Source organism: Muricoccus harenae, assembly GCF_009848505.1.
GTDB classification, from domain to species: domain Bacteria; phylum Pseudomonadota; class Alphaproteobacteria; order Acetobacterales; family Acetobacteraceae; genus Roseomonas; species Roseomonas harenae.
Genome location: NZ_WWDL01000011.1, coordinates 12743 through 28309, shown reverse-complemented (window position 1 = coordinate 28309; position 15567 = coordinate 12743). Strand labels below are relative to the sequence as shown.

Below are 15567 nucleotides of genomic sequence, written 5' to 3'. Positions count from 1 at the left end.
GGTTGCTTTCGGCACCGCCGGGACTGGCGTGGCACGAAGGCTGCGTTCATGGTCCCGCGCTCTCGAATCAGAGGACATATCGGATTGGAAGCAAAGCGTGCTGACGCGGTGAGGCTGGGTATCGTCGGCTTCGGCATCATGGGGGAGCGGCTGCTGCGCGCGGCGCTGGACCACAGCACGGCGCCGCTCGACCTGACGGGTGTGTGGGACCCCTCCCCGGATGCCACGACCCGGCTTGCGGCCATTGCCCCGGGTCTGCCGATGCTGGAGAGCGCCCAGGCGGTGATCGACGCCTGCGACTGCCTTTACATCGCCGCCCCGCCGGCGGCCCACCTCCCCCTAGCCGAAGCGGCGCTCTCTGCGCGACGCGCCGTGCTGCTGGAGAAGCCGCTTTCCCACGACACCGCCGCCGCCCGTGATTTCGTGCTCCGCGCCGAGGCCGGCGGGGCCCGGGCGGCCGTGAACTTCCCCATGGCCTCGTCCCCGGCCGTGGCGCAGCTCCTGGCCTGGCGGGACGGCGGCACGGTGGGGGCCCCGGCCTCGCTGGAGATCGAGGTCGCCTTCGCCACTTGGCCTCGCTCCTGGCAGCACGACGCCTCAGGCTGGCTCGCGCGCCGGGCCGAGGGCGGCTTCACGCGGGAGGTCGTGTCGCATTTCCTGTTCCTGACCCGCCGGCTGCTCGGCCCGCTGAAGCTGGAGCAGGCGCGGGCGACCTATCCGGGCGGGGATGGGGCGGAAACCTCCATCGTGGCCCGGCTGACCGCGGGCGGCGTCCCCGTAACCCTGCGCGGCTCCGTTGGAACCACCGAGCGGGACGACGCCAATGGCTGGACCCTGCGCGGCTCTGCCGGCGCGATCCGCCTGCGGGACTGGTCGGTGGCCGAGCGCGAGACGGATGGCGGCTGGGCCACCGAGGCCGATGCGCTGCCCAATGAGCGCATGCGGCCGCTGGTGCTGCGCGGGCAGCTCGACAAGGTGGTGGCAATGACCCGGGGCGAGCCGCAAAGCCTCGCGACGCTGCGGGAAGCGCTGGAGGTGCAGGAGATCGTCGAGGCAATCCTCGCCACCGGCTGAGGATTTCCAGGCGAGGGTTCATGGGCACGCCGCCCTTGGGAAGGGCGGCGGCCCGGTTGCATGGCGGGTGCGGGCACGACAAGCTTGCGCCGGATGAAGAGCCTCCAGGCGTGACATCGGGCCAGGCGCCGGCCCCGCGTCGTATCCTCCACGGCATCCTGTGCATGTGCGCGGCGGGGCTCATGTTCCCGGTGATGAGCGGCTTCGCCAAGATCCTCGGGCAGGACTATTCCTCCCTGCAGGTGTCCTGGGCGCGGGCCTTCGTCCATCTCCTGTTCCTGTCGGCGCTGTTCCTGCCGGGCTCGGGGCTTGGCGTGCTGCGCAGTCGGCGGCCCGGCCTTCAGCTCATGCGCGCTGCCATGCTGACCACCTCGAACCTCGCGTCCTTCTATGCGCTGACCTTCATCGCGCTCGCCGAGCAGGCCGCCATCCAGCTGGCGGCCCCGCTGATTGTCGCCCTCCTCGCGTGGCCGGTGCTGCGGGAGCGGACGACGCCCGGCCGGATTGGCGCTGTGCTCGTCGGCTTCATCGGCGTTCTGGTGCTGCTGCGCCCGGGCAGCGGCGTGTTCCAGTGGGCTTCGGTCCTGGTGCTGCTCTCCGCGACCGCCTATGGCGTGTACCAAATCCTCACGCGGCTCGTGGCGCCCTATGATCCGCCGGCGACGTCGGCGCTTTGGTGCACGCTTGTGGGGGCCTTCGGTCTGATGCTGACGCTGCCCTTCGTGTGGCAAAACCCGGCAACCCTGGCCGACTTCCTGCTGTTCCTCGGTTGCGGCGCATTCGGAGCCATCGGGCATTATTTCGTGGCGCGTGCATTGCTCTACGCGCCCGCGAACATCGTCTCGCCCTTCCAGTACTTCCAGTTGCTCGGCTCCGTCGCGATCGGCTGGCTGTTCTTCCAGCACCTGCCGGATGCGGTTACCTGGGCCGGTGGCGCCATCATCGTCGCCTCGGGGCTTTACCTTGGCTGGACGCAGCGCAAGGCGAGCTGAGGGCCGATCCTGTTGCGGATCGGCCGGCTTCACCGATCCGGAACGATCGCGGATAGTTCTACGAACTGCCCATGCCGAAGGAGCCAGCCGTGGCCGACATTCCGTCTCGCGCCCAGGTCGTCATCATCGGCGGCGGCATTGTCGGTTGCAGCGTGGCCTATCACCTGACCAGGCGGGGCTGCACGGACGTCGTTGTGCTGGAGCGCAGGCAGCTGACCTGCGGCACCACCTGGCACGCGGCCGGGCTGGTGGGGCAGCTTCGTGCCACGCCCAACCTGACCCGCCTCGCGCAGTACACCACCCAGCTCTACGCCTCGCTGGAGGCCGAGACCGGGCAGGCAACCGGCTTCATGCAAACGGGCTCGCTCGCTTTGGCGACGGACGCGGAGCGTTTCGAGGAGCTGCGCCGGAGCGCCTCGACGGCGCGCTGCTTCGGGCTCGAGGTGGAGGTGCTGTCCGGTCGGGAGGCGGGCCGGATCTGGCCGCTGATTCGGACCGATGACGTGACCGGCGCCGTGTTCCTCCCCAAGGACGGCAAGACGAGTCCGGTCGACACCACCCAGGCCCTGGCCAAGGGCGCGAAGAGCCGCGGCGCACGGATTTTCGAGAATACCCGCGCCACCGACATCATGGTGGAGAACGGCCGTGCCGCCGGCGTGCGGACGGAGTTTGGCGAGATCCGCGCCGAGCATGTCGTGAATTGCGGCGGCATGTGGGGCCGCAGCATCGGGGGCTGGAGCAATGTCAGCATCCCGCTGCATGCCGCCGAGCATTTCTACATCGTCACCGAGCCGGTGCCGGGCCTGACGCCGCACCTGCCGGTGCTGCGGGATGGCGCCGCCTGCTCCTACTTCAAGGAGGAGACGGGAAAGCTCCTGGTGGGCTGGTTTGAGCCGGTGGCGAAGCCCTGGGGCGTGAACGGCATCCCCGAGACCTTCTGCTTCGACCAGCTTCCCGGGGACTTCGAGCACATCGAGCCGCAGCTGAATGCAGCGATTCACCGTGTGCCGGCGCTAGGCAAGGCTGGCATCCAGCTCTTCTTCAATGGGCCGGAGAGCTTCACCCCCGATGACCGCTACCTGCTGGGCGAGACGCCGGAGGTGCGGAACCTGTTCGTGGCGGCCGGCTTCAATTCCATCGGCATCCAGTCCGCCGGCGGCGCGGGCAAGGTGCTGGCGGACTGGATCCTGGACGGGCACCCGCCCGTGGATCTGTGGGACGTGGACATCCGCCGGATGATGCCCTTCCAGCGCAATGCCCGTTACCTGCATGACCGCACGAAGGAGACGCTCGGCCTTCTCTACGACATGCACTGGCCGTTCCGGCAGCCCGCGACGGCACGTGGCGTGCGGCGCTCCACGCTGCATGACCGCCTGGCGGCGAGCGGTGCGTGCTTTGGAGAGGTGGCTGGTTATGAGCGCCCGAACTGGTTCGCGCCGGAGGGTGTGGTGCCGGAATACCGCTATTCCTATGGCCGGCAGAACTGGTTTGAGCATTGCGCCGAGGAGTGCCGCGCGACCCGCGAGGCTGTCGGCCTGTTCGACCAGTCCTCCTTCGCCAAGTTCGTGTTGGAGGGGCCGGATGCGGAGCGGGCGCTGAACCGGATCTGCGCCAATGACGTGGCGGTGCCGGAGGGCCGCATCGTCTACACGCAATGGCTGAACGCGCGCGGCGGCATCGAGGCGGATCTGACCGTCACCCGGGAGTCCGAGACGCGCTACCTCATCGTGACTGCCTGCGCGACGCAGGTCCGCGACTTCGGCTGGCTGAAGCGCAACCTTCGCGAGGATGAGCGCGCGTTGGCGGTGGATGTATCCTCGGCCTATGCCGTGCTAGGCGTGATGGGCCCGCGATCGCGGGAGCTGCTGCAGGGGCTGACGCCCGCCGACCTGTCCAACGAAGCCTTTCCCTTCGGAACCTCGCAGGTGATTGACCTGGGCTATGCCAGGGTGCGGGCCAGCCGGATCACCTATGTCGGCGAGTTGGGCTGGGAGCTCTACATCCCGACGGAGTTCGCCCAGGCCGTCCATGACGTGATCGTCGAGGCGGGCACGACGGTGGGCCTGCGCCATGCGGGCTACCACGCCATGAACGCACTCCGCATGGAGAAGGCCTATCGCCACTGGGGGCATGACGTCGGGGATGAGGACACACCGATCGAGGCCGGCCTGGGCTTTGCCGTGTCCTGGACCAAGAATCCCGGCTTCCTCGGCCGGGATGCGCTGCTGCGGCAGAAGGAGGCAGGGGTGAGCAAGCGCCTGGTCTCCTTCGCCCTGGAGAGCACCGGCCACCTTCTCTACCACAACGAGCCGGTCTGGCGGGACGGCGTGCTGGTGGGGCGGATTACCTCCGGCATGTTCGGCCATACGCTCGGGCGTTCGCTCGGCATGGGCTATGTCCGCAGCGGCAACGGGCCGGTCGACGCCGGCTATGTGAAGGCCGGGCGCTATGAGATCGAGGTCGCGGGCGAGCGCATTCCCGCCACGGCCTCGCTCAAGCCGTTCTACGATCCGTCCGGACAGCGCGTGAGGGCGTGACGTGCGGGCGGCGCTGGAGGAGTCGTATGGCGCGGCCGGGCGCTCGTTCCCTTTGGCTCAACCGCATCGATGCACGGAGGCGATGACATCGCGCTGGGCGCGTGGCGGATCCTGGTAAGGCACAAGGCCGTTGTGCCTGCTGGAACAAGCCTGTGTCAGGTCCACGAGCCGACGGAGAGAGGCGCCAGCACGGCAAATTCTGGGGAGCTAGTTTTCACAAAAACGTGAGTACGCCCATTACGTGTACGGCGGCAAGGGCGGTGATCCTGGCGAGAATCGGCTGATCTCATTAATTTCGCCAAGTTAACGTAAGGAAACGCGTCCTCATGTGGTCCCCGGCGCGGCGTGCCATCGCCGTCTTCACCTCCGTGACACTCCTCGCAAGCTGTGCCGCGCCGCTCACCCGGGAAGGGCGCCTGGGGGCGGATGATGGGAGCGACTCCTGCCGCTCGCAGTTGGTCGCACTGGACAGCACGGGCAACTTCTTCGCCGAGGATATGCTGAAGGGCGCGGCGATCGGTGCGCTCGGCGGGGCGCTGGTGGGTGGCCTTGCCGGCGGCAACTGGCGTGGTGCCGCCATCGGAGCCGGGGCGGGCGCGGCAGTCGGTGCGGCGGGCGGCTATCTCTACGCGCAGCAGCAGCGCAACCGCGACCAGGCCAGCCTGCGCGCCGCCGTTACCTCCGATCTCGAGCGCGAGAATGCCGAGCTGGACCGCACGCAGCTCGCCTTCGACCAGCTGATGGATTGCCGCTTCCGGCAGGCGCAGCAAATCCGCATGGCTGTCGGCAATGGCAGCATGGACCGCGCGACCGGCCAGGCTCGGATGGCGCAACTCCGGGAGCGGACGCAGCGCGAGATCGCGATGGCGCAGTCGATCAGCCAAAACATCAACAAGCGCGGCGCCGAGTTCGACACCGCGGTGGAAAGCTTCGCGCCGGGAACGGTCCAGACCGCCGCCGCATCGGCGCGGGAGACGCCGCCACGCAACGTGCAGCTCCGCCGCGAGACGCCGATCCACCTGCGCCCGGATCCGGCCTCGCCCGAGATCGGTAGCGTGCAGCCGCGGCAGAATGTTCGCGCCAAGCCCGCCAACAACAACTTCGTCCTGGTGGAGACGCCCTCCGGCCAGCGCGGCTATGTCACGCGCGACGCCGTTGCCAACACGCGTGGGCTGGAAGCGCCGGCGCGCCCGACGCCGGCCGCCGTGACGGGCGAGCCGCGCTCCCTCGCCGCCAGCAATATCGCCCGCCGCGACAATTTCGCGGAGAGCGTGACGCAGGCGCAGACGGCCTCGGCCAGCGGCTTCGAGCTGGCGGCCGGCTGAGGCCGGAGGGGCCATGCGCGCCGCCCTGCTCGCGTCGCTCCTGTTGCTGCCTGGCATGGCCTGGGCGCAGCAGGAGCCGCCGCAGCAACCGATCCTGCGGATCGAGACGGGGGCGCATACTGCCCCTGTCGCGCGTCTTGCGACGGATGCTGCGGGGCGTCTCCTGGCCAGCGTCAGCGACGACAAGACGCTGCGGCTATGGTCGCTGCCCGATGGCACGCCGCGCGGCGTGTTGCGCCCGCCGATCGGAATGGCCGAGGAAGGGGAGCTCTATGCCGTCGCGCTGACGCCCGATGGCAGCCGGGCCTTCGCGGCGGGCAGCACCTGCCGGAGCTGGGACGGCAGCTTCTGCATCTATGTCTTCGACATCCCGGGATCGCGGCTCGCCGCGCGCCTGCCCGGCCTTCCGGCGCCGGTGCAGCATCTGGCGATCTCGGCGGATGGCGCACTGCTGGCGGCGGCGCTGGGTGGTCGCGCGGGCATCCGCGTCTGGGATGCGCGCAGCGGGCGGCCTGTCTTCGATGATCCGGATTACGGCGGACCCGCGCGGATGGTGGCCTTCGATCCCTCCGGGCGCCTCGTCAGCACCGCCGCCGATGGGAAAGTGCGGCTTTACGACGCGCGTGGGCGCCGGATCGCCGAGCGCATGCCCGTGGCCGGGGGCCGCCCCTTCGGCCTCGCGCTTTCGCCCGACGGCACGTTGGCCGCCGTGGGCTATGAGAACCGCTTGCGCGTGGAAATCCTTGCTCTGCCCGATCTGCGCGGCGTCGCCGTGCCCGATACCGCCGGGCTGGAAGGAGAAGGGCTGCCAGCCGTAGGCTGGGCCGGCGATGACCGGGGCGGCGTGCAACTTCATGCCGCTGGATATGCCCGCCGGAGCGGGGCCGTGGCACGGCGCGGCGCGGCGCAAGCCGCGGCACCGCAGCCCGGCGGGCGCGGCATCCGCCTGCCGTCCAGTGCGGCATCGGCGCCTGGGCAGGCCGTGGAGAGCCCCCGCAACTTCGTCATCCGGCGCTGGGCCGATTTCGGGCTGGGACCGGCCACCGACATCGCCGCCGCGCATGACTCCATCGCGCAGATCCTGCCTCTGCCGCGGGGTGGCTTGGCCTTTGCCGCCGCCGATCCCGGCTGGGGTCGGGTGGCGCCAGACGGCACGCTCGCTCTGGCGCCGCGGGCCGCCACCGCCGATTTCCGCGCGACCGGCAGCACCTTGGCAGTCAGCGCGGACGGGCTGCGGCTGCGCTTCGTGCCGCGCCCCGGCATGGCGCCGCTTGCCTTCAATGCCGCGGGCGGCCAGCTGGAGGCCGGCACGGCCCTGCCAGGCCAAGGATATTCCGTCGCGGCCGAGGCGGCGGGCGGGGTAGGCCTGACGCAGTGGCGCGATTCCACCCAGCCGCGCCTGAACGGCCGTCCGCTTGCTCTTGGTCAGGGGGAATATGCCCGCAGCGCGGCGGTGCTGCCGGGTGGCGCCGGCTTCCTGTTGGGCACCGACACGCATCTGCGGCTTTTCGATCCGCGCGGCACGTTGGTGGATGCGGCCACGGGGCCGGGAGCCACCTGGGGGCTGGCGGTTTCGGCTGACGGCGCGCTGGCTGTCGCCGCGCATGCCGATGGGACGCTGCGCTGGTATGGATTGTTGGGCGGCCGCATCGCCGAGCGTGCCGCGCTCTTCGTGCAGCCGGCCACGCTGCGCTGGGTGATGTGGACGCCGGAAGGCCTGTTCGACCATGCCGCCTCCGGCGGGCAGGAGCTGGTCGGCGTGCATCTGAACGGGGGCCGCGCTGCCACGCCGGAATGGGCCAGCTTCCAGCAGGCCTATCGTGCCCTGTATGCGCCGGATGCCGTGCGCCGCCGCGTGGCCGGGGAGACGCCGCGCCCCGGCGTGCTGGCCGGGCTGCGCGAGCGCATCGGCCATACCCCGACCGTCAAGCCTGGCGAGATCTGTGCCGTAATGCCGGACGGCACCTGCCCGCGGCTGGAATGGACCGAAGCCACGCTGCCCACGGGCGCGACGGCGCTGCGCTTCACCCTTCTGCCGCAGGATCGCGGCCTCGGGCTCGGCCCGCTCGACGTGATGGTGAACGGCCGCATCGCCGTGCGCGTTGACGCGCCCAAGGGCGCGGCGGATGGAAACCGCCGGGGCGATGCGGTCGTCGCGCCGATCCAGGCCGAGGTGCCGCTCGATCCTGGGCCGAACAACGTCGCCACCCGCCTCTACGCCGCCGATCGCACCCTGTTCGCCGAGGGGCCGGGGCTGGACCTGCGGCGCGAGGGCGAGGCGGCGCCGCCAGCGGGGGCAGGGCGGCTGGTGGTGCTCGCAGTCGGGGTAAACGAATACGGCCGGCGGGACATGAACCTGCAATTCGCCGTGCCGGATGCCCGGACCGTGGTGGAGGTGCTGCGGGCCGGCAGCGCCGGCCTGTTCGCGGGCGTGGACACCGTGGTGCTGACGGACCAGGAGGCGACGCGGGAGGGCATCCTGAAGGCGCTGGCGAATGCCGCGCGTCAGGTGCAGCCGCAGGACACCTTCGTGTTCTACATCGCCGGCCATGGCGTGCGGGTGGAGCAGAATGGGAGCTTCCTGTTCCTGCCTGCCGATATCGGCGCGCCCACCTCCATCGCCGATCTGGCCCGGCGCGGATTGGACGATGATGCCTTGATCACCGCGCTCGCGCGCATCCGCGCGCGGGACGGCTTCCTGCTGATCGACACCTGCTATGCCGGCCAGATCGCGCTCGACAGCCTTTCGGCCCTTGGAAACGAGACGGGACGTTATCTCCTGGCCGCTGCCTCCTCGGTGCAGGAGGCATTGGACAGCTACGACAACCGCAACGGCGTCTTCGCCTATGCGCTGCGCGAGGGCCTGCGCGGCCGCGCCGCCAAGGATGGCGATGGGCGGGTCAGCGCCCTGGCGCTGGGCGAATACGTCACCCGCCGCGTACCGGAACTGGCGGCGGAGCGGCAGCATCGCCAGAACGCGGTGTTCCGGACCGCCACGCGCGATCTGCGCAGCTTCCCGATGGGAATGGCCCCTCCCTGAGGCCGGGCATGACGGGCCTGTCCGGCAGCGGCGGTTCTGGATAGGAGACAGCCCGCCCGTGCCCTCGGAGGTCCCTTGCCCTTCCTGCCCCCAGCCTTCTTTCAGCGCCCCGCGGCGGAAGTGGCGCGTGATCTGATCGGGGTCACGCTGCTGATCGACGGGGTCGGCGGGTTGGTGGTCGAGACGGAGGCCTATGATCACGAGGATCCGGCCTCGCACAGCTTCGGCGGGCCGACCCGGCGCAATGCTTCGATGTTCGGCCCGCCGGGCCGCGCCTATGTCTACCGTTCCTACGGCCTGCACTGGTGCCTGAATTTCGTCTGCGGCGAGGCACCGCTCGGCAGTGCGGTGCTGGTCAGGGCGCTGGAGCCGAGAGTGGGCCTGGAGGTGATGCGGCAGCGGCGCGGCATGACGGATCCCTCGCTCCTCTGCCGCGGACCGGGGCGCCTGTGCCAAGCCCTGGGCGTGACCGGTGCGCTGGACGGCCAGCCGCTGGACCGCCCCCCGTTCTCCTGGTCGCCCCGCCCGGCGGCCGTGCCAGTGGTCACGGGCTCGCGGATCGGGATCACGCGGGGGGTGGAGACGCCCTGGCGCTTCGGGATGGCTGGATCGGCCTTCCTGAGCCGGCGCTTCAAGTGAGGCTTCGCGAGGCGGGACATCCCGACCCGCGCCAGCAGATCGTCATGCGCCATCCGGCGCCGGAGGGCGTATAACACGGCGGCATCGAAACCATGCCGGCAATCCAGGCTGACGGAGACGAGCGGATCGGCCAAAGTGCTGGCCGAGGAGATCGGCATGACCCTGACTAGGACCCTGGACGGGATGCGCGAAGAAATGGCGGACGCGCCAGGGTTGCACGAGCGCGTCGCCGAGACGGTCGCCGAGCTGAAGCGCAACGGCGCTGCGCTGCATGCGATTGGCGTCGGGGATCCCTTCCCGGACTTCCTGTTGCCCGATCCCGCTGGCAGCCTGGTGGAGCGCGACGAGTTGCTGGCCGAAGGGCCGATCGTCGTGACCTTCTTCCGCGGGCATTGGTGCTCCTTCTGCGTGGCTGCCGTCGATGCGTTGGTCGAGGCGCTGCCGGCCATGCGGAAGTTGGGCGCCAGGCTGATCGCCGTGACGCCCGAGACCGGTGGGCAGGCGCAGCGCGCGGGTTGCTGCTCCCAGCCAGGGTTCAACATCCTGGTGGATGTGGACCATGGCCTCGCACTGTCCTGCGGCATCGCCTTCAAGAGCCCCATGCCCCTGCGAGAGATGCTGTCGGGACGTGGCCTGGACCTCATGGTGCGTCAGGGCAGCGAAGCCTGGTTCCTGCCTGTCCCGGCGACCTTCGTCGTGGACCGTGACGGCATTGTGCGCTGGTCGTTCGTGGACGTGGACTTCACGCGGCGCGCGGAACCTTCCGAAGTGCTGGCGGCGCTTCGCGGGCTCTCGGACCGTTAGCGGGCATTCGCCGGCTAAGGGCCGCAGGCTTCGTCAAAATTCGTTCGGGAAGCGGATCGCGGCGTGGCCCTGGCGCGCCTCGCGCGGGCGCTGGAGGGGACGGAACTCCTCGGCCCGGCCAGCAACCTGCCCCTGCTGCGCGGCATCATCGCCCATCCGGCCTTTCGCGCGGGCGAGCTGGATACGGGCTTCATCAGCTACCACGCCAGCACCCTCCTCGCCCCGCCCCGCGCGAAGCCCTGGCCCCCGCCTGCTCGGCATGGAAGCCATGAAAGTCCGGATGCGCATCACCGCACCCAAAGACGCCACCATCGCCCGCATTCTCTGCAACAAGGGCGAACTCGCCCAAGACAACACCGAACTCATCACCCTGGAATAAAAATGGGCCGCTCTGGCGCGGTTCCCTTCCAGGCCGAGGCTTGCCTCCTTCCTGCCAGCGGGCGCAGGCTGCGCCCAAATGCCCGGACTGGGCCCCGCGGGAGGATAACAGGATGGATCGCCGAACCCTGCTCCGTACCGGTGCTGGCGCTGCCTTGATGGGTGGCCTCGCAGCCCCGGCACTCGGTCAGGACATGCGCGCGCGGACGCTGCGCTTCGTGCCGCAGGCCAATCTCGCCAGCCTGGACCCGATCTGGACGACGGCCACCGTCACCGGGAACCACGGCTACAACGTCTTCGACACGCTCTACGCCGTCGATGCCTCGAACACGCCCCGCCCGCAGATGGCGGAGGGGCATGAGGTGCTGGACGACGGGAAGCGTTGGCGATTCCGCCTGCGCGACGGCTTGCGCTTCCATGATGGTGAACCGGTGCGCGCGGCGGATTGCATCGCGAGCATCCGCCGCTGGACCGTGCGCGATCCCTTTGGTCAGCTTCTCGCCCGAGCCACCGCCGAATGGCGCGCCATCGACGACCGCAGCTTTGAGCTGCGCCTCCACAAGCCCTTTCCGCTAATCCTGGCCGCGCTATCAAAGCCGGATGCTAGCGTCTGCTTCATCATGCCGGAACGTCTTGCCGCCACCGATCCGATGCGCGCGGTGACAGAGATGATCGGTTCCGGTCCCTACCGATTCCTCGCCGGCGAGTACAATTCCGGCTCCCGCGTCGTCTACGAGAAGTTCGACGGCTATGTGCCGCGCCAGGAGCCGCCCGAGCGAGCCTCGGGCGGCAAGGTCGCACATATGCAGCGCGTCGAATGGAACATCATCACCGATCCCTCAACGGCCGCCGGCGCCCTTATCAACGGAGAGGTGGATTGGTGGGAGCGGCCGCTCCCCGACCTGCAATCCATGCTTGCACGCAGCCGGGAGATCCGGCGCGAAATCCTGGATGTGGAAGGCCGCATGGCGCTGATGCGGCTGAACTGCTTGCAGCCGCCCTTCGACGACGTGCGCCTGCGCCGCGCCGTGCGCCTCTCCGTCATCCAGGAGAACTACATGCGCGCAGCCCAGGGCGACGACACCTCCGTCTGGACAGATACGCGCAGCCTCTTCCCCAAGCGCACGCCTTACTACAAGGACAATCCGGACCTGATGCCGGGTAGCCTGGACGCGGCTCGCGCCGCGTTAAAGGAGGCCGGCTATGGTGGCGCGAAGGTCGTCATCATCAATCCCACGGACTACCCGGATATCGGCCCGCTCGGCCAAGTGACAGGTGACGCGCTCCGCCGGATCGGCATGAACGTCGACCTAGCCGAGAGTGACTGGGGCACGGTGATCCAGCGGCGCAATTCGCGCGAGCCGGTGGAAAAGGGCGGCTGGAGCATCTTTCACACCACCGGCACCTCGAACACCTATGGCAGCCCGGCCATGTCGCCGCTGATCCGCGGACAGGGGGAGGCCGGCTGGTTCGGCTGGTGGAAGAGCGAGCGGGCGGAGGCGCTGACTGCCGAGTGGATCGATGCGCCGGACGAGGCCAGCCGTGGTCGCGCCGCCGAGGCACTCGGAAGGTTGGCGCTCGAAGATGTTGCGACCATCCCCCTGGGCCAGTTCACCATCCGCACCGCCTTCCGGCGGAACCTGACCGGGCTGCTGGAGGCCAGCACGCCTTTCCCCTGGAACGTGCGCAGGACCTGACGCGCTTCACGCCGCGCGGCCCGCGCCCGTCACAGGGCCGGGCGCTCGAGCCATTCCAGGTGGCGGGCGACGGAGACATCCATGGCACGCTTCGCATTGGCCGGGATCACGCCGCCCCAGAAGGCGCCGTAGATGGCGTCATAGGCGAAGGGCGCCACCCGGCCCGCCACCGCCTCCACGGCCCTCGCGCCTAGCGGAATGTAGTTGGGATAGGAGCGCATGAAGCCGAGGTGTTTCCGGTCGGCCACCACTTGCAGCAGGTCGCCGGAGAGGATTGCGCCGCGCCCTCCATGCCCCTGCTGCCAATGCATGACGGTGCCGCCCTCATAGTGACCGCCGGTGCGGATGAGGGTGAGGCCCGGCGCAATCTCCTTCGTCTCGCACTCCCAGAACTGGATGCAGGGATCTGGCCGCATGACCCATTCGCGGTCCGCGGCATGGAGATGGACCGGGATGCCACCGAAGGCGCGGCTCCATTCAACCTGGGTCGTGTAGTAATGTGGGTGCGAGATGGCGATTGCCTGGATGCCGCCAATGCCCTGAATGAGCCCGACCATCGCATCGCTGATGAGACTGACGCAGTCCCACAGCACGTTGCCCTGGGCCGTTGGCACGATCAGGGCGCGCTGGTTGATTCCAAAGGCCGGTGCGATGCCCACTGCCATCAGCTCCGCCTCGTAGCGGAAGATCGGCATGTGGGAGAGTTGGAGGCGGTCCAGGGTGGTCCAGGCCTGGCCGGTCAGCGGCACGTACTGCCGCTCATCCTCGCAGATGAGGCAGGCATCGGGTGGTGCCGCGCTGGGAGCGAATTGCGTGCCGCAGGTCGTGCAGATGAAAGCCTTCATGACGTCGCCTTGCAGGTGCGTTTGGGACCACCGCTTCACGCGGGTTCCCCGGGCATGAGCATGGTGATGTTGCAGCCATCATCGGCAAACAGCCAGCCCGGTCGGCATCGCAGCAGCGGAATGGATGGGGGCGATCGTCGGAACGTGCCATCTCTTGTGGAGATTCCAGGATGCGGCATACCCGTCCTGGCTTGTCCGCGATCTCTGCCCAAGGTCATGCTTCGTCCCGGGACGAAGGTCCGGCCCGTGACCAGGCAGAGACCGATGCGAGTTTGGGGATGAGAGAGATGCGCTTCCGCGTTGCCTATCTGGACCTGCCGATGAACGAGGCCTTCCTCACATCGGCGGCCGCGTTTCCCAACCTCGAGATCTGCCACATCACGACGGATCAGCCGGAGCGCGACGTGATCGCCGCCCTGGCTGGTTGCCAGGGCTATTACGTCCGGGCGGCGCGGCATGAGCTGCCGGACCGATTGCACGTCACCTCCGCGCTTCTGGCCGAACTGCCGGGGCTCCTCATGGTGGCAAGTTATGGTGCCGGCTACGACACGATCGATGTCGAGGCCTGCAGCGAGGCTGGGGTCCTTGCGGTGAACCAGGCCGGCGGCAATGCCGAAGGGGTCGCCGAGCATGCCCTTGGCATGATCCTCCTGCTGCTCAAGCGGGTTCCAGAGGCCTGGGCCGCCATGCGCGAGGGCAGGGTGGGCGCACGCCATGCCTTTCTGGGGCGCGAGCTGCTGGGCCGGACAGTCGGGCTCGTTGGCCTTGGTCATGTCGGCACCCGCATGGCCGAGCTCTTGGCCGTTTTCGGCTGCCGCGTGCTCGCCGCCGATCCTGCCATTGATGCGGCCGGCTGCGCCGCGCGCGGTGCGCAGAAGGTGAAGTTGCCGGAGCTGCTCGCTGCCAGCGACGTAGTTTCCCTTCACTGCCCGTTGACGAGCGAGACGCGCGGGCTGATCGATGCCGGCGCGCTGCGCGCCATGCGCCCGGGCGCAGTCCTGGTCTCCACCGCCCGCGGCGGCATCGTGGATGAGGCAGCGCTGCTGGCGGCGCTGGAGGACGGGCATCTGGCCGGCGCCGGCCTGGACGTGTGGAACGAGGAGCCGCCGCCTGCGTCCCACCCGCTCCTCGCCCATCCAGCCGTACTGGGCAGCCCGCATACGGCCGGCGTCACGGCCGAGAGCCGGGCGCGGGTGGCCAGCATGGCGGCGGAGGCATTCGCGGCGGCGGTGGCGGGTCTTCCGCCGCGTCTGCTGAATCCGGAGGCGGTGCCACGCTTTACGGAGCGCCGACAGGCCATCCTGGGAAAAGGCGCGGAGCGACCGGCGGGCTGACCGCGTAACGGATCAGTTAGGCGGGCGCGGTGGCTCGATCCACCGCGTCATGTCGGCCTGCCTCCGCGCATCCGTTGCAGGTTCAGTCACGCAAACAGGCCACTGCCTCCAATGGCGTGAATGTCGTCTTGCGAGAACACGGAAGCACCGCGGCCTGCATTGGTGTTCAAAACTGGCCGTGTCCCGCACCGCAGAATGGTGCGCGGCGCAGGCGCGTCCGGCCACGGAGGTTGTCGCGATGGCGCCGACCGCCCGCAGCTTTCTGCAACCCCATACGCGCTTCGGTGTTCAGCCGGAATATTGCCGCGGGAGGAAGCGTGATGAGAATGAACCGGGTGGCCCTGGCGGGGCTGATCCTTGCGGCACCACTTTTCGCATCCCTTGCGGTGGCGCAGCCGGCGCCAGGGCTGAGCTACGTGCAGCCGCTCGGGCCGGCGGCGCTGATGCAGGTGCAGGAGCGTCTGCGGCAGGCCGGTGCCTATCCTGGCCGGCCCGACGGCGTGTGGGGCCCGGACAGCCAGTCGGCGCTGGAGCGCTTTCAGCAGCGGAACGGCCTGCAGGTGACCGGACAACTCAACCAGGCGACGGCGGCGACGCTCGGCCTCAACGCTGGCGACCTGCTGACAGCCGCTCCCGGGCCGGCTAGCGTTCCAGCGGCCGATCCCGCGCCGGGCCCGCTCAGCCGATCCGCGGTGAGGAACGTGCAGTCGCGTCTCCGCGCGCTGGGCTTCTATCGCGGCGGTGTCGATGGCGCGTGGGGCGCCGGAACGCAGGCCGCTATCGAGCGGTTCCAGCAGGGCCGTGGCCTTCAGCCGACGGGGCAACTCAACCCGGCAACGGTCCAGGCCATGGGCCTTGATCCGAACAACCTCGAAGTTCCCGTTCGTTGAGGGATGACAGGG

Annotated in this window: 12 protein-coding genes and 1 pseudogene; 12 read left to right on the top strand and 1 reads right to left on the bottom strand. The window is 69.4% G+C overall.

Annotation, left to right across the window (positions count from 1 at the left end; translation table 11 throughout):
- Positions 1-84 precede the first annotated feature (84 nt).
- From GSE44_RS09920 to GSE44_RS09875, 10 genes and pseudogenes are all read left to right on the top strand, one after another.
- On the top strand, positions 85-1074 hold the full coding sequence (locus GSE44_RS09920) for a Gfo/Idh/MocA family protein (RefSeq protein ID WP_235924692.1): 990 nt from the start codon (positions 85-87) through the stop codon (positions 1072-1074).
- 20 nt (positions 1075-1094) lie between these two features.
- Positions 1095-2066, top strand: a complete 972-nt coding sequence (locus GSE44_RS09915) for a DMT family transporter (protein ID WP_328799067.1) — start codon at positions 1095-1097, stop codon at positions 2064-2066.
- A gap of 89 nt (positions 2067-2155) precedes the next feature.
- Positions 2156-4603: a GcvT family protein gene (locus GSE44_RS09910; protein ID WP_201306010.1), complete on the top strand. Its 2448-nt coding sequence runs from the start codon at positions 2156-2158 to the stop codon at positions 4601-4603.
- Between the two features lie 326 nt (positions 4604-4929).
- Positions 4930-5928: a YMGG-like glycine zipper-containing protein gene (locus tag GSE44_RS09905; RefSeq protein WP_159348639.1), complete on the top strand. Its 999-nt coding sequence runs from the start codon at positions 4930-4932 to the stop codon at positions 5926-5928.
- Positions 5929-5941: 13 nt separating this feature from the next.
- A complete protein-coding gene (locus GSE44_RS09900) occupies positions 5942-8968 on the top strand; it encodes a caspase family protein (RefSeq protein ID WP_159348638.1) in 3027 nt (1008 codons plus the stop codon).
- A gap of 75 nt (positions 8969-9043) precedes the next feature.
- Positions 9044-9607, top strand: a complete 564-nt coding sequence (locus GSE44_RS09895) for a DNA-3-methyladenine glycosylase (RefSeq protein WP_159348637.1) — start codon at positions 9044-9046, stop codon at positions 9605-9607.
- Between the two features lie 156 nt (positions 9608-9763).
- Complete coding sequence (locus GSE44_RS09890; protein WP_159348636.1) at positions 9764-10411, top strand: peroxiredoxin-like family protein; 648 nt, start codon at positions 9764-9766, stop codon at positions 10409-10411.
- A 63-nt stretch (positions 10412-10474) separates the two neighbouring features.
- Positions 10475-10549: pseudogene (locus GSE44_RS25660) on the top strand (hypothetical protein); the annotation flags it as partial.
- Between the two features lie 121 nt (positions 10550-10670).
- Positions 10671-10790, top strand: coding sequence for a biotin/lipoyl-containing protein (locus GSE44_RS26215; RefSeq protein ID WP_268893641.1), 120 nt, complete (start codon positions 10671-10673; stop codon positions 10788-10790).
- Between the two features lie 112 nt (positions 10791-10902).
- Entirely contained in the window at positions 10903-12486 is a 1584-nt protein-coding gene (locus tag GSE44_RS09875) for an ABC transporter substrate-binding protein (RefSeq protein WP_159348634.1), read from the top strand.
- Between the two features lie 29 nt (positions 12487-12515).
- Here GSE44_RS09875 and GSE44_RS09870 read toward each other — a convergent pair whose 3' ends face one another.
- Positions 12516-13331, bottom strand: coding sequence for an MBL fold metallo-hydrolase (locus tag GSE44_RS09870; RefSeq protein WP_159348633.1), 816 nt, complete (start codon positions 13329-13331; stop codon positions 12516-12518).
- 287 nt (positions 13332-13618) lie between these two features.
- Between GSE44_RS09870 and GSE44_RS09865 the strand changes: the two genes are divergently transcribed.
- Together GSE44_RS09865 and GSE44_RS09860 are read left to right on the top strand one after the other, a co-directional pair.
- Positions 13619-14665 carry an NAD(P)-dependent oxidoreductase gene (locus tag GSE44_RS09865; RefSeq protein ID WP_159348632.1) on the top strand — a complete coding sequence of 349 codons (1047 nt, stop codon included), beginning with the start codon at positions 13619-13621 and terminating at the stop codon, positions 14663-14665.
- 326 nt (positions 14666-14991) lie between these two features.
- Positions 14992-15555: a peptidoglycan-binding domain-containing protein gene (locus GSE44_RS09860; RefSeq protein WP_159348631.1), complete on the top strand. Its 564-nt coding sequence runs from the start codon at positions 14992-14994 to the stop codon at positions 15553-15555.
- Positions 15556-15567 lie beyond the last annotated feature (12 nt).